This window comes from Anaerocolumna chitinilytica (assembly GCF_014218355.1).
In the GTDB taxonomy this organism is placed as follows: Bacteria; Bacillota; Clostridia; order Lachnospirales; family Lachnospiraceae; genus Anaerocolumna; species Anaerocolumna chitinilytica.
This window is the reverse complement of the sequence record NZ_AP023368.1, coordinates 1,486,399-1,500,278: the sequence shown is the minus strand read 5'-3', so window position 1 is coordinate 1,500,278 and position 13,880 is coordinate 1,486,399. Positions and strand designations below refer to the sequence as shown.

Genomic DNA, 13,880 nt, shown 5'->3' with positions numbered 1-13,880 from the left:
CAAAAAACTGCCTGGGAAGCACCATGTACCCTCCCAGGCAGTTTTATGATTTTATTTGTTTGTGCTCATAACTTTTCTTCCGTATTTAAGCAGTCTCAGAGAATCATTCCAACGACCCTGGCTGGAAGAATTCATAATAACAGACAATACCAAGCCTTTATCAGTCTGTGCTGCCGATATCAAGCACCTTCCGGCAAGACTGGTGGTACCGGTCTTTAAACCGATAACATGGGATTCATACCAGACACTGTCCTTGTTGATAAGAGCATTGGTATTCCATAAAGGCAATGTCCTTCCGTTAGCCATCTTGATCGTAGTTGTTCTTTCCTTTACTATCTTAGTAATCGTTTTGCTCTTTAGTGCCTGCAAACCAATACGCCCCATATCATAGGCTGTGGAGTACTGCCCGATTGCATCATAGCCGTCAGGAGATATAAAACAGGAGTTCTCAGCACCTAAATCTCTGGCTTTATCATTCATCAGACGGGTAAATTCTCTGATAGCTGACATTGCATCCGCTTTATTATCCTTTAGCTCTTTTCTTCCTACATGAACCGCCAGTGCGTAAGCCGCATCATTACCGGAGGGTAACAGCATAGCTTCGAGAAGATTATAGACTTTTAACTTATCCCCTGCTCTTAACCCTGCCCTGGAAGAATCATACGGGATTAAATTAACCTCGTTTCCTATCTTCACCACCTCGCTGGTCTTACACCAGTCCAGTACAACCAGCGCTGTAAGAATCTTTGCTGTACTGGCCGGAAAGATAGGCTCCAGTGCATTCTTATGATACAAAACCTTTCCGGTCTTTGCATCAATCAGAAGAGCCGCTTTGGCATCAACGGAAATTTCCGGGTTTCTTACGGACAGGGCTTTTTCTACCTGTCTGCTGCATTTCATCTCCGGAATATAAGACATATAATCTACAGAACTGCCGTCTGAAATTAAAGGCAGTGTATCATCCGCTTTTGCATAGACAGCTTGGACACCGTAAAGATTCTGGCTTATCAGCGGTACTGCATAGAAAAGGTTATGAACAAAAACAGTAATACATAATAAGGATATAATAAGGTTAATATTTTTTTTCATTACAAGCTCCTGTTAGCAGCTTATGCCCATTTTTTTGTGACCAATATTAATATTAACCAAAATATCTTAAATTATTAATTATCTAAAATTTTGAAGACTTAATTTAAGTTTAGAAGTCATTTGCATAAATCAATGTTTACATTTGACACATGTAATAAAATGTTATATGATTATATTAAAAGAAAGAGGAGGTTTTTATGAAGCATAAAGCGACCGTTCAAGATATAGCAGATGCTTTAAATATTTCCCGTAATACAGTCTCAAAAGCTATTAACGGAACTGGGACTGTTTCCAATGACACGAAACTAAAAATTTTTAATAAGGCAGCTGAACTTGGTTACAAGCAGTTTTCAATGTTGAATCAAAACCTTACTGATAATATAATACCCGGGCCAAACTATGAAATCGCCTTATTCAGCCATTCCGTATTAAGCACTTCTCATTTTAGTTCACCATTATTGCACACATTTCAAGAACATATAAGCGGACTGGGATATCGATTATCCATGTACACTATCCGGGATGACTTTATGTTTCAATGTGAGCTTCCTGCTAATTTTAATTATGAGTCTACAAAGGGCATTATTGTAATTGAAATGTTTAATGAAAAATATACGGAATTTTTATGTAATTTGGAGATTCCTACTTTATTTATCGATACCTATGCAAACACAAAGGGTGAATTATTAAAATCTGATATCATGTATATGGAAAACTGTAACTGCTCTTATCAGATGACACTTTCCCTCGTTGCAGATGGCTTTCAAAAAATAGGATTTGTAGGTGATTACCTCCACTGTCATTCCTTTTATGAGCGCTGGCAAGGTTACCGCCGTGCCATGCAGGATTCATCCTTAGACAACTATAAGAATTATTGCATATTAGAGAATGACAATCTGCCCTATTACAATCTAGAGTTATTAGCATCCAAAATAAAAGCACTGCCATGCTTGCCGGAAGCCTTTGTCTGTGCAAATGACTACATTGCAATAGATGTTATAAGAGCCTTAAAATCCATGAATCTTACCATTCCTGATGATATCAGAATATGCGGTTTTGACAACTCTACAGAATCGAGAATTATAGAACCTCCTCTTACCACAGCTAATATCCCCGGTGATTCCATGGGGCATTTTGCGGCAGAAATTCTATTATCAAGAATACAGCATCCGGAACTATCCTATAGGACAGTCTATGTTCAGACACAGATCATTAACAGGCTTTCCACACAGAAATAAGCAGATACAATAGGCTGAAATTTATTAACATTAGTATAACTAAAAATATCCTTGAATTTATTAACATTAATATAACTAAAAATATCCTTGAATTTCAATTCTTTATCCTTCCGGAAATGGGATTAAAATTCAAGGAGATATAGGAGATACTTTTATTAATCTATCTCTTTATTGAGCTGTTAGATTCATGGGAAGAGCTCTTACTGATCAGAGTTTGAATTTCATCTTCCGAGGGCATTACAGACAGTGCACCCTTTCTGGTCGTAATAATTGATGCCCCTGCATTGGCAAAGGTCAGCATTTTTTTTAGCTTATCTTCTGTTAAGTCCCTAAGTCCCCATTGTAATATATGATGCAGAATACATCCGCCAAAAGTATCGCCGGCACCAGTTGTTTCAATTGTTCTATCCTGGATAATTGCCTTTTCTTCAACCCTGAATTCCTTATAATATGCTCTGCTTCCATCCCTTCCCATAGTCAGAAGTATCAAGGGAATTTCATATTTTCTTCGTAATATCTCTATACCTTTATCATAGTCTTTTTCATCTGTAAGCCATTGTATCTCATTGTCCGAAATTTTTAGGATATCACATTGCTCTAAACCGTATTCTGTCTGCTTTTTTGCAATGTCCATGTTTTCCCAAAGAGGAGGCCGTAAATTTGGATCAAAAGATATCAGGCAATTACTTTCTTTTGCTATTCTTAATGCTTTTTTTGTGGCTTTCCGGTTCTCCTCATGAGTCATGGAAAGCGTACCAAAATGAAAAATTCTTGCGCCTTTTATGGTATCTTCCGGTATTTCTTCTTCCGTCAGCATCATATCCGCACCTGGATTCCGGTAAAAGGTGAAATCTCTGTCACCATCAGATAAGGTGTGGACAAAAGCCAAAGTAGTTGGTACTTCTTTGTCTTCATAAAGCCAAGTAGTATTTATACCCAAACCGGAAACTCTGTCAATTAACATTTTACCGAATCTATCGTTTCCCACTTTTCCTATAAAGGCAGTTTTATTTCCTAGTTTTGTTAGCTGCGCCAATAAATTACAAGGTGCTCCTCCGGGATTTGCTTCCAAGATGGGATTCCCCTGGGCGCTGTCTCCACATTCCGTAAAATCAATTAATAACTCTCCTAAGGCTGCAATATCAATATATTTGCTCATCTTTCTTCATCCTTACTATTGTCTGAAATTATTTGTATACTTTAATATCCTTAAGTGTCACATTTGAATTATCACTGAAAAAACCCCACTGTTCATTATTAGCAGAATACATCCTTGCAGTTAATGCAATTTCATTATTTAAATATATTGCAGCAACTGTATTATCGATTAAGATTGTAAACCCAACCTCATCGCCATCTTTGAAATCATATCTGACTTTTGACTGAGGCTCCTCCCCTGAAAGGATATCTGTAGGTTTATTAAAAAATCCTACATAACCCTCTTGCTTATTCAATACGAAATTTAATGTACCAATATTATTTAGACCTAAGTTAAAGGCAAATCCAAAGATGTTTGTCTTGTCATTTAATTTTAAAATTCCTGTTATCTTAGTACTTTTATCTATTTTAGGAAAGGAGGCGTATTCATGACCTAAACCTGAAAAGTGAAGTTCCCTGTTTTCTTTTTTAACAGAATCCGATATGTACGAGGCTATCACATTCCTATCATGGTTCATTGCCTTCGTAACGCTTTGAACCGGAATTATATTTAGTAAACCATTTTTCTGCTGCACTACCTGGTGAGTTACCAGATTTCCTGCCCAATTATAATTATTTTGATCTTGATGACCATCCTTGGTGGCATTCCAGCCTATTAAATACATTTTATCCTCTGCTTTTTCCAGCCTTCCCGCATAAAATCCGCTGCCGTCAAAAGAATCCCTTTCCGGTTTCTCAAAGGGACCCTCAGGTGATTTCGCAATTCTGTAATGAACGATTCTGTCCGGCCATTGATCTGAAAATGTCAGATACCAGTAACCCTTCCATTCCATTAACGTAGGACATTCCATATTAGCATCTGAGCCCATATCATTTTCAAAAAGTACCTTTTCATTACTCCAATGGATTAAATCGACAGATTTATAAAGTACTATCACACCCATATTGTTTTTTCTTGTTGTAACCAGCATCCAATATTTTTGTTCTTCTTTGTTAAAAAAAACATAAGGATCCCGAAAGTCATCGGAGGAATACTCTTTATCTGCATAAAAAGTATCTTTTTCATGCTTGTCCCAGTTTTGCAGATCTGTGCTGGTAGCATGCATAATTGCTTCCTTCGGGGAGTATGTATCATTGTGCCCCGTATAGAAGGCATGATACAATCCCTGTTTATCCTTCACTACAGAGCCTGTTCCCAAAGCAATATCCTGCTTTGTAATATCTTCCCCATAGGGTATGACATCACCCAAAAACTCATATTTACAAAAATCAGTTGTAATATAACGAGCCCATGGATGATATCCCTGGCTTCCGGTCCTTTGATCATCGAGGAAAAATATATTCATTTTTTCCCCATCATAATAAGGCATAGGATCCCCCACAAATCCATTATCTGGTAACGGAAATATGGACACCTCTTCTATCTGTTCTTCCTTACCTTCAGGAGAATTCACCTTATTATCAGCCACAATCCTATCTGCATTCATCTTTGTGCACCCTGCTGCTATAAAAGCTAAACCAATTATCAATAAAATGCCTGCCTTTTTCATCAGCCCTCTCCCTCATACAGCATAATTACTGCACTATAATATCATATTTCTCAATATTCAATTGCACTTTTCCATCTGTTATAAAATCAATACCATCAAAATCTAAATTGGTATAAATCAGAGAACTCATGGTATATTTTCCCTCGTCAATAAACATTTCAACGGTGTACTTATCCATTAATATCCTTATTTCCATTTCATCGTGGAAGGAATCAATTTTCATTTTTCTGATACATACCACATCTTTATGAAGCCCTGAATAGGTCCTGTCAAAGGTTATAGTATCTTCCATAGGTTCATAAGTCACATTTGTATACTTTCCTTCTCCGCAGGCAAGTTTCATTTCAAAGTAACTGCACTCTGCTTTTTCAAGCTTTAATATTAAATCAATTTGTCTTCCCTTTATCAGCTGTATGTAAGAATTTCCTGCTTCCACCGTAAGAGTTTTCGTAAATTGATTCTGCCTGTAGGCTTCTACTTCCCTTACAGGATATTGATACAACCTGTCATTTCTTAAACTTAGTACCCGGGGAATACTCATAATACCTGACCATTCGAACCCTTCCGGCGTAATATAATTATCCCAGGACTGCATCCAGCCAATCATAATTCTTCTGCCGTCAGCAGCTTTCAGAGTTTGAGGTGCATAAAAATCTAAACCGTAATCTATGGTATGAATTCTTTTTCTGATTAATCTGCTATTTGCATCCACTGTTCCGATGACACATATAGTACCGTTACCATTATGAAATTCCAGCTCTTCTGCTTCCATAAACTGAGGAGATGTAATAAGTATATCTTGCCCATCCAATTCAAATAAATCAGGGCATTCCCACATTGCTCCGTAACGCTTATTTGATTGATCAAGACTGTTTACATATTCCCATTTTTTTAGATCCTTTGATTTGAAAATAACAACCTGACCATCATTCTCTTGATTTTTACTTCCTATAACGGCATAATATATACCGTCTTTCATCCAAAGCTTTGGATCTCTGAAATCATGTGAGCTGCAGCCTTCCGGCAACATCTGTCCGGTGATAACAGGGTTTTGTTCTAATTTTGTATAATTTACGCCGTCTCCAATTGCTATACATTGTACTTGGCAATCCTCATATACTCCTGTGTACATAAGGATATGTTCTCCTTTATTTTCAATGGCGCTGCCGGAGAAGCATCCATTTTTGTCATAACTCATATCCGGTGCCAGAGCGACAGGCATTCTCTCCCACTTAATAAAATCCTTCGTTTTCATATGTCCCCAGTGCATAGTACCACACTGAGTACTATATGGATGATATTGAAAAAAAAGATGATACTCTTCCCGATAAAGTGACCAGCCATTAGGATCATTCATCCAGCCAACCGGTGAACTGGCATGAAACTCCGGCCTATGTATGTCTTGAACCTTATCTGCCCTCTCTTCTTGATATATTTGTGCTTTTTTTAATAAATCACTCATTCACATTCCCCTTTAATTTGTTAGATACTTCTGTTTACTTTCTATAAATGGGCTGTTACAAAATAAAGCCCTGCGGAGTATGACTTTATTTTGCAACAGCCCATTTAAATCATTTCAGATTTTTTATCTCTCTTTATTTGCTTAAGTATGCATCTAAATATTTCTGTTTTATTTCAAGATACTTTTTTAAACCGAGCTGGTCTAATTTTTGTAGATAGCTATCCCATTCTTTTTCAACTCCGCCATTTAAGATCCATTCTGCTTTCTTTTGTTCCGCATATTGCTTAATTCCGGTTTCACACTGTGCTAAAGTTTCAGAATCTTCCTGTGACATAAATACATTGGGATAAACCATATCGTATTTCATATCTTTCACATAGCTCTTTACAAAATCCATTCTTTCTAAGGCATCCGGCGGGCAGGTTGTATATTTACCATAATAACTGTTTAATACAGCCAAAGGTCCGCCAACCATCTGAGCACATCTGGCTTCCCAAGGTGATACTTTCAAACTGTCAAGAGGTGTATGGGATAATGTTCCGTCATCTTTTAGAACAAAGATGTTATCTTTTCCATCTTCACTATAAGTTCCCCAGTTGTTTTGTATGGATTGGAGAGGCTCATACATAAGGTCAATCCATTTTGCAGCTAACTCCAGGTTTTTGCAATCGCTTGTAATGACAGCTCTTCCGGCCTGAAAACCGCCTTCGGCAGTACCGCTCTGTCTGGGTGCATTCGCTTCTCCGTTTGGTCCTTTCAAGGCCGGCATGGGAACATAGGAGGCAGCGGTTCCCGGAACACCAAGATTATCCCATCCGAAATATACACCGTATCTGTCCTCTTTTCCTTTTGCTACTAAGGTCGCCCAATCTTGTGTATAGGCTTCAGGGTCAATTAATCCTTTTTCCTGTAAGGTATGAAGCCATGTAATACCTTCCTTATACCCTTCATCCGCTACTGAATAAAGAACTTTATTATTTTGATCTACCATGATATGGTCCGGATTATCTCCGTAACCGAAAGCCCCTAAAATAAATCCCAAATCTTCGTTGCCGCCATTGATTCGAAAGGACATAGGGATAGAATTCGGTATCTTATTTTTGAATTCAGTAAGTACATTAACAAATTCTTCTGTTGTGGTCGGCATTTTAAGTCCTAATTGATCCAGCCAGGCTTTGTTGATGAACGGCATACCACCTATTGCCTGAATAGCTTCTTTTCCTGTTCCCAACTGCTCAATCCACGGGAAAGAATAGATATGTCCGTCCGGTGCGGTAATTAATTTACGATAGCTTGGATTGTCATCCAGCACCTTTTTCAAATTCGGCATATATTTATCAATTAAATCTTCAACAGGCACAATTAATCCTTGTGAACCATACTTCAGCAGATCTAATGTGCCCATGTCTGCATTTAATATGATGTCCGGCAGATTACTGCCCTTAGCAAGAACTAAATTTCTCTTATCAACAAATTGATCCTTAACATAACACGTCCAATCTACATTTACGTTCGTTTCCTTCTTAATTCTCTGATAGATGACTTTCTCCTCCGGATTCTGGGTAGAAGTAGCTTCTGCACTTGTTAGAATCGATAAGGTTTCTGGCTGAGCTAACGGGAATTCAATATTCTTTGACTCCTGAACCGGTTGAGCAGCCTCCTTATTTTCAGCCGCATTCTTTCCGCATGCCCCCAATGATGTAACCATTGCAAATACAGCTGCAAGTGCTACAAATTTTTGAAATCTTTTTCCCATAATTTTTCCTCCTTTAAGAATAAACTGTTCTACTGCTGTTAATCTTTCTTCCTTATAACCTTTTATGTCAAAATGATTAACCTTTGATAGAGCCTACCATAACTCCACTGTCAAAATATTTTTGAAAGAATGGATACATTATTAATAAGGGTAAGCTTGATACTACAATTGTTGAGTATTTTAATAATTCAGCCAGTTTTGACATTTCCGCTGCACTTTGGATATCAGCGACCATCCCAGGATCCGGTGTATTTTGAATTAATATTGACCTTAATACTAATTGCAGAGGCTGAAGCCAGGAATCCTCCAAATAAATCATGGCATCAAAGTAACTGTTCCACATTCCAACGAACTGCCACAAGATCAGTACAGCAATAATAGGCTTGCATACAGGCATTAATATACGATAGAAATGAAGAACATCGGAGGCACCATCTACAGAAGATGCTTCTCTTAACTCTCCGGGAACGGATTGAAAATACGTTCTTGCCAAGATGATATTCCACACATTCACTGCATTAGGTACAATGATTGCCCAAATGGTATTTACCATATGCAGCTTATTAATTAACAAATACGTAGGCATTAAGCCTCCGCCAAAAAACATGGTAATAACGAAAAATGTATTGAAAAACCTCCTGCCTGCCAGATCCAATTTAGATAGAGGATATGCTGCAAACAATGTCACACCAACTGATAGCATCGAAAAACTGACAGAATAGAGGATGGAATTAAGAAAACCTTTTCCGATCATTTTATTTTCAAGTACCCTGTGATACCCATCCAAAGACCAGTGTGCTACATTAAAGCTAATACCTTTGCTGTTTAAAACATTCGGATCCATAAAAGAAGCAATAATTACAAAGATAAGCGGAACGATAATAGCAAGCGCAAATAACCCCATCAGTAAATATCCCAACCCCAATATAATCTGATCTTTTTTCGATAGTTTCGAAAACTTTTTATTCATATTAACCCCTTCCGTGAATATCCAAATTTAAATTGAATATTCCTGAATCCATAGTTGAAAAAAATTTCGCAGGTACAATCTTACGTCCTTCTATAATCCTTCACCTTCATTAAATTGTTTTACAATTCCATTGACCATTAATAGCAATATTACATTGATAACAGAATTAAACAATCCGACTGCTGTTGAAAAACTATAATCTCCTAACTGCAGACCCAATTTGTACACATATGTTGGAATAATTTCTGAAGCAGGTATATTCATAGAAGTCTGCAACGCATACGCTTTCTCAAAGCCAAGACTCATAATGTTACCAGCCTGTAAGATAAATTGAATTACGATTATCGATTTAATAGCAGGTATGTCCACATGTCTTATTTGCCGCAGGACATCAGCACCGTCTATGATTGCGGCTTCCGTAAGTTCCTGACTTGCATTTGAAAGTGCAGCAGTATACATGATGGATGCCCATCCTGCTCCCTGCCAAATCCCGCTTGCTATATAAATTGAACGAAAAGCCTCAGGCATTGTCATAAAATTAATGCTTGTACCCAATATCTTATTAACCGGCCCGATAGGTGATAAAAATATGAATACCATTCCGCAAAGTACAATAACCGATATGAAATTAGGTGCGTATAAAACAAGCTGTATATTCTTTTTTACCTTTTTACTGTTAATACGGTTTAGTAATAGAGCTAAAATAACCGGTACCGGAAACCCCCAGAGTAATCCGTATATACTCAGCTTTAAGGTATTCAGCAGATACCCCGCAAAATCAGGTGAACTTATAAATCTGCTGAAATTTTTCACACCCACCCAATTACTTCCCCATATACCTAGTCTTGGATTATAAGCTTTAAAAGCCATTAATATTCCGCCGATTGGCAGATATTTAAATACCAATGTTAGTAAAAATGCCGGCATCATGAACACCACATATAATTGCCAGTTTTTCTTTATGTACATAAGGCTGGAACTATTTTTGCTTCTCTTTTTTCTTTTTTCCATTGCAGCTCCTTATAAATCTTTAATCTTATCACATCAGCTTTATCATGATGCAATAGTAACATTAATAGCTTCATTTGTCAACTACTAATTTTACATTATATACAATTAGTTATTTACAATGTTTGCATTTGCACACTTATTTTTGTTTTTTTTACTGAATTTAATATAATTTTGTGGATTTTTTATATAGAATTATTTCTCGACTTAACATAATATTAAAAGCATGATTACAAATGTAACACTAACTACTTTAAAGAAAGGATTTGCAATTTTTTGAGTTTTAATGTAAGAAATAATTGCAATGATAATCATATGAAAAAAAGAATTACTATTCTTGATATTGCCAATGAATTAGAAATATCAAGAAATACTGTATCAAAGGTCATAAACGGAACCGGTTCTGTTTCTGAGCAAACAAGAGAAAAGGTCATACAAAAAGCTGCTGAAATTGGATACAGACAATTTTTTGCCCCATCATCGGAACAAGAGAATACTACGACAACTCCCCTGTGTAATAAGGAAATTGCTTTGCTAACACATTCTCTAATTGGCAATTCTCATTTTTGTTCAAGCCTTTTAAACTCATTTGAAAAAAAAATCAGCAGTAAAGGATACCGCCTGTCCATTTATACAATCGGAGATACAGAAATTGATTCCTTTCTCCTGCCGGCTAATTTTAATTATGAAAATACGGACGGAATTATCTGTATTGAACTTTTTTCCCGTACATACAGCGAATTTTTATGTAAGCAGGGTATTCCGACTATTTTTGTGGACACAGCCGCTAATATTTCTGATTTGAATCTGGATTCAGATATTCTTTACATGGAAAGTCACGGAAGTGTTTATGTCATGCTGAAAGAATTAATTGAAAAAGGATACCGCAGCATATCATTTGTGGGAGACCGTTATAATTGCAATTCTTTTTATGAACGTTGGAAAGGATATTGTGACGTGCTTAACGACTATCATATTGCTGTTAATCCATCCAATTGCATTTTGGACAATGATTCAAGCCCTTATATGGATGCAGAATGGTTGAGTAAACGAATCACTGCCCTGCCACAGCTTCCGCAGGTTTTCTTTTGTGCCAATGATTTCTTAGCAATATCAACATTAAAGGCCTTAAGAAAACTAAATTATTCCGTACCGGAAGATATTTTACTTTGTGGATTTGATAATTCGATTGAGTCGCAAATTACAGAACCTGCACTCTCTACAGTAAATATTCCCAGCAAATCTATGGGATATATCGCCGCTGATATGATTTTTTCAAGAATTGAATTTCCAGATATGCCATATAGGATTACTTATATCAAAACAAATGTTATATACCGTGAATCAACCAGGTATGCAGATTCAACTTAAACAATATTAAAGAAATTTTCAAAAAAATTAGCTGTGTACTCATTATATCAATGCTGTCTCCATAAAAAATAAAAGTCGTTAGGCAACCTCCGTTAGTTGACGTTCTTACCGTTGATACATTCTCTAACGCCTTGTTGAATGTCTTATCAGGCATCAGTATCATGTCATCTTTTTGTCACCCGTCTTGGCTGATGCAATAGATGCCCTTGCGGAGGCTTTCGCAGAAACCGGCATATACAGGGAATTCTCTATGCTTGACTTTTCAATTCTACTTGCTGACAAATTATCGAAACATCATTTGGCCCATCTTAAATTTTGAATATATAATACTCATCACTCTCAGGAATAGATGGACTATCTGAAATGGTACCATCTGTCTTATTATCCAAATGTTAATATTGACCTGTCCATGCCTCCATCAGAAACAACCATTACTGCCAAAACTACCAAGCTCCACTGGAACAGAAATGGATGAAAAAAAGGCCACATCAGCCGAAACTACGTGACCTTTTATAAAGGTTATCTATTTAAATTTTTCAAAATATTCTTTAGCCGTGTTTCAGATAGTCGTGTATATCTCTTAACTGTATCAATATCCATTCCATCATTAAGCATCGCGGTGACAACTGCAATTTCTCCTCTTATCTCTCCTACTGGAATTGCTGACTTTGCCCCTTCATCTCTCCCTTCCATTCTTTCATTTGAAACACCATATTCTTTTTGTAAGTTTAACTCTAAATACCATTTCATTTCATTGGGAAGTGTTGAATCATATCTCACTATTCCTTCCCATTCTTATTCATCTTGATAGCCAATAACTATATCTCCTTCTTTAATCGTAAAATATTCAATATCAAATGTTGATAAAGCTGGCTTTTCAAAACCTAGATAGTTAAAATTACTATCTATGGATATTTTATCCATTATTTTTTGATTATCCACTATAACCTCCTTGTTAACTTCCAATTATTTTGATGGGTTTTGCTTAATGTTAAATGTGCTCTGTAAGTTCACTGCTTCCATGTCAGTTAATGCTTGTCCTCCATGGGTAATAATTGATACATGGTTTGGATTGTTAGATGTTAGTGATGGCACAACATCATAACCCTTATGTCATATATTTATCTAACTGTAGAATATTAATTTTTTCTAGTAATAAATAAGACCACAACAGCCTTAACTGTGACCTTGTATAAAATTTATTAATTTAAATTATTCTGCAGTTGGGTCAGCTGCAAACCATGTATATATCTTTTCCTTTTCAATGTTATCCATTGTTATCCATGCAATATTAATGTCAAGTTTCATTATCGAAGCATATTTTGTTAATCTTATACGTAACCTATCATTTAAATAATCATACAATATACTTGGTATATCGCCTTGTACCCCTATACTAAGTTTCATATTGTCAATCATAAAACTTAGTAACGCTAAGTCCTCACCTGGTTCGATATTTATCTTTAGAGGCAATGTGTCTTGATTTTGTAATATGCATTCTATGACAGTTTCATCATTAACCGCAATATTATCTACTACAACTTTATAACGTCCATCAACTTTATATTGTTTTCCTACATTAGGTAGTTTAATTGGTTCATAATCGAAGCTCTGTCCATTGATTAAAATGTCGACATTTCCAATATTAGTTTTTATCATATGCTCTCCTTGTAATTATTTTAAATATCTGCCTGGATTTACTGGATGTCCGTGTATATTTCCATCACTATCAACAGAAACTCTTACTCAGTTTCACCATTTTGTCCAACTACTTTACCTGTATCCCTTACTCTAGTCTCATCCGGTAACTCCGTACCATTTTGCCAAGTCTCTTGTGTTTCGTCAACACCATTTTCGCCTGTTATCCATTGAGATTTACTTGCCATATCATTTTGATGCCTTGGACATGCTTTCCTTGCTTACCTGCGTTAACTGGTGGAGTTTCTTCCATTATTTGGTAAATTACTCTTATCCGCTCCCTTGGCATTAACAACTAAATTTTATAACCTTTAAATATTCTTCTTTATTAAAACACTTAGATTGCCGGTGTTCTGTGTCGTTACATTTCCAAATCTTTCTTAAAGTATATCGCATTGCTTTCTCTTTGGGTAGTTCTGGCATACGGTATTAGGTATGATTTTTCAACATACCATATACGATATTCTCGGGCAATTTTATCTGTTTGCTCATTTTGTTTTTGATTATCACGCGGAGCATTACCTTTTTGTTTTCCAATATTGAAAAGGGCCACAACAGCCGAAGCTATGTGGCCAATATG

The 13,880-nt window shown here is 36.4% G+C and carries 12 protein-coding genes; 2 read left to right on the top strand and 10 right to left on the bottom strand.

Annotated features, from left to right (window positions below; genetic code table 11):
- Positions 1-51: 51 nt before the first annotated feature.
- Positions 52-1,089 carry a D-alanyl-D-alanine carboxypeptidase family protein gene (locus bsdcttw_RS06490; protein WP_185258572.1) on the bottom strand — a complete coding sequence of 346 codons (1,038 nt, stop codon included), beginning with the start codon at positions 1,087-1,089 and terminating at the stop codon, positions 52-54.
- A gap of 197 nt (positions 1,090-1,286) precedes the next feature.
- Here bsdcttw_RS06490 and bsdcttw_RS06485 point away from each other — a divergent pair, with 197 nt between their 5' ends.
- Positions 1,287-2,327 carry a LacI family DNA-binding transcriptional regulator gene (locus bsdcttw_RS06485; RefSeq protein WP_185258571.1) on the top strand — a complete coding sequence of 347 codons (1,041 nt, stop codon included), beginning with the start codon at positions 1,287-1,289 and terminating at the stop codon, positions 2,325-2,327.
- A 160-nt stretch (positions 2,328-2,487) separates the two neighbouring features.
- On the opposite strand, the gene bsdcttw_RS06480 is transcribed toward bsdcttw_RS06485, so the two are convergent.
- The 6 genes from bsdcttw_RS06480 to bsdcttw_RS06455 all read right to left on the bottom strand — a co-directional run bounded on the left by bsdcttw_RS06480 (position 2,488) and on the right by bsdcttw_RS06455 (position 10,234).
- A complete protein-coding gene (locus tag bsdcttw_RS06480) occupies positions 2,488-3,486 on the bottom strand; it encodes a carbohydrate kinase family protein (RefSeq protein WP_185258570.1) in 999 nt (332 codons plus the stop codon).
- A gap of 28 nt (positions 3,487-3,514) precedes the next feature.
- Positions 3,515-5,035 carry a glycoside hydrolase family 32 protein gene (locus bsdcttw_RS06475; RefSeq protein WP_185258569.1) on the bottom strand — a complete coding sequence of 507 codons (1,521 nt, stop codon included), beginning with the start codon at positions 5,033-5,035 and terminating at the stop codon, positions 3,515-3,517.
- 25 nt (positions 5,036-5,060) lie between these two features.
- Positions 5,061-6,497: a glycoside hydrolase family 32 protein gene (locus bsdcttw_RS06470; RefSeq protein WP_185258568.1), complete on the bottom strand. Its 1,437-nt coding sequence runs from the start codon at positions 6,495-6,497 to the stop codon at positions 5,061-5,063.
- Positions 6,498-6,630: 133 nt separating this feature from the next.
- Complete coding sequence (locus tag bsdcttw_RS06465; protein WP_185258567.1) at positions 6,631-8,253, bottom strand: extracellular solute-binding protein; 1,623 nt, start codon at positions 8,251-8,253, stop codon at positions 6,631-6,633.
- Positions 8,254-8,329: 76 nt separating this feature from the next.
- Positions 8,330-9,223: a carbohydrate ABC transporter permease gene (locus tag bsdcttw_RS06460; protein ID WP_185258566.1), complete on the bottom strand. Its 894-nt coding sequence runs from the start codon at positions 9,221-9,223 to the stop codon at positions 8,330-8,332.
- 90 nt (positions 9,224-9,313) lie between these two features.
- Positions 9,314-10,234, bottom strand: a complete 921-nt coding sequence (locus bsdcttw_RS06455; protein ID WP_185258565.1) for an ABC transporter permease — start codon at positions 10,232-10,234, stop codon at positions 9,314-9,316.
- Positions 10,235-10,546: 312 nt separating this feature from the next.
- Here bsdcttw_RS06455 and bsdcttw_RS06450 point away from each other — a divergent pair, with 312 nt between their 5' ends.
- Positions 10,547-11,602 (top strand): LacI family DNA-binding transcriptional regulator, encoded by a 1,056-nt coding sequence (locus bsdcttw_RS06450; protein ID WP_185258564.1) that lies wholly within the window; start codon positions 10,547-10,549, stop codon positions 11,600-11,602.
- Positions 11,603-12,121: 519 nt separating this feature from the next.
- On the opposite strand, the gene bsdcttw_RS06445 is transcribed toward bsdcttw_RS06450, so the two are convergent.
- The 3 genes from bsdcttw_RS06445 to bsdcttw_RS06435 all read right to left on the bottom strand — a co-directional run bounded on the left by bsdcttw_RS06445 (position 12,122) and on the right by bsdcttw_RS06435 (position 13,261).
- Positions 12,122-12,382, bottom strand: a complete 261-nt coding sequence (locus tag bsdcttw_RS06445; RefSeq protein ID WP_207726499.1) for a hypothetical protein — start codon at positions 12,380-12,382, stop codon at positions 12,122-12,124.
- Positions 12,383-12,397: 15 nt separating this feature from the next.
- On the bottom strand, positions 12,398-12,544 hold the full coding sequence (locus bsdcttw_RS06440; RefSeq protein WP_185258562.1) for a hypothetical protein: 147 nt from the start codon (positions 12,542-12,544) through the stop codon (positions 12,398-12,400).
- Between the two features lie 270 nt (positions 12,545-12,814).
- Entirely contained in the window at positions 12,815-13,261 is a 447-nt protein-coding gene (locus tag bsdcttw_RS06435) for a hypothetical protein (RefSeq protein ID WP_185258561.1), read from the bottom strand.
- Positions 13,262-13,880: the final 619 nt, after the last annotated feature.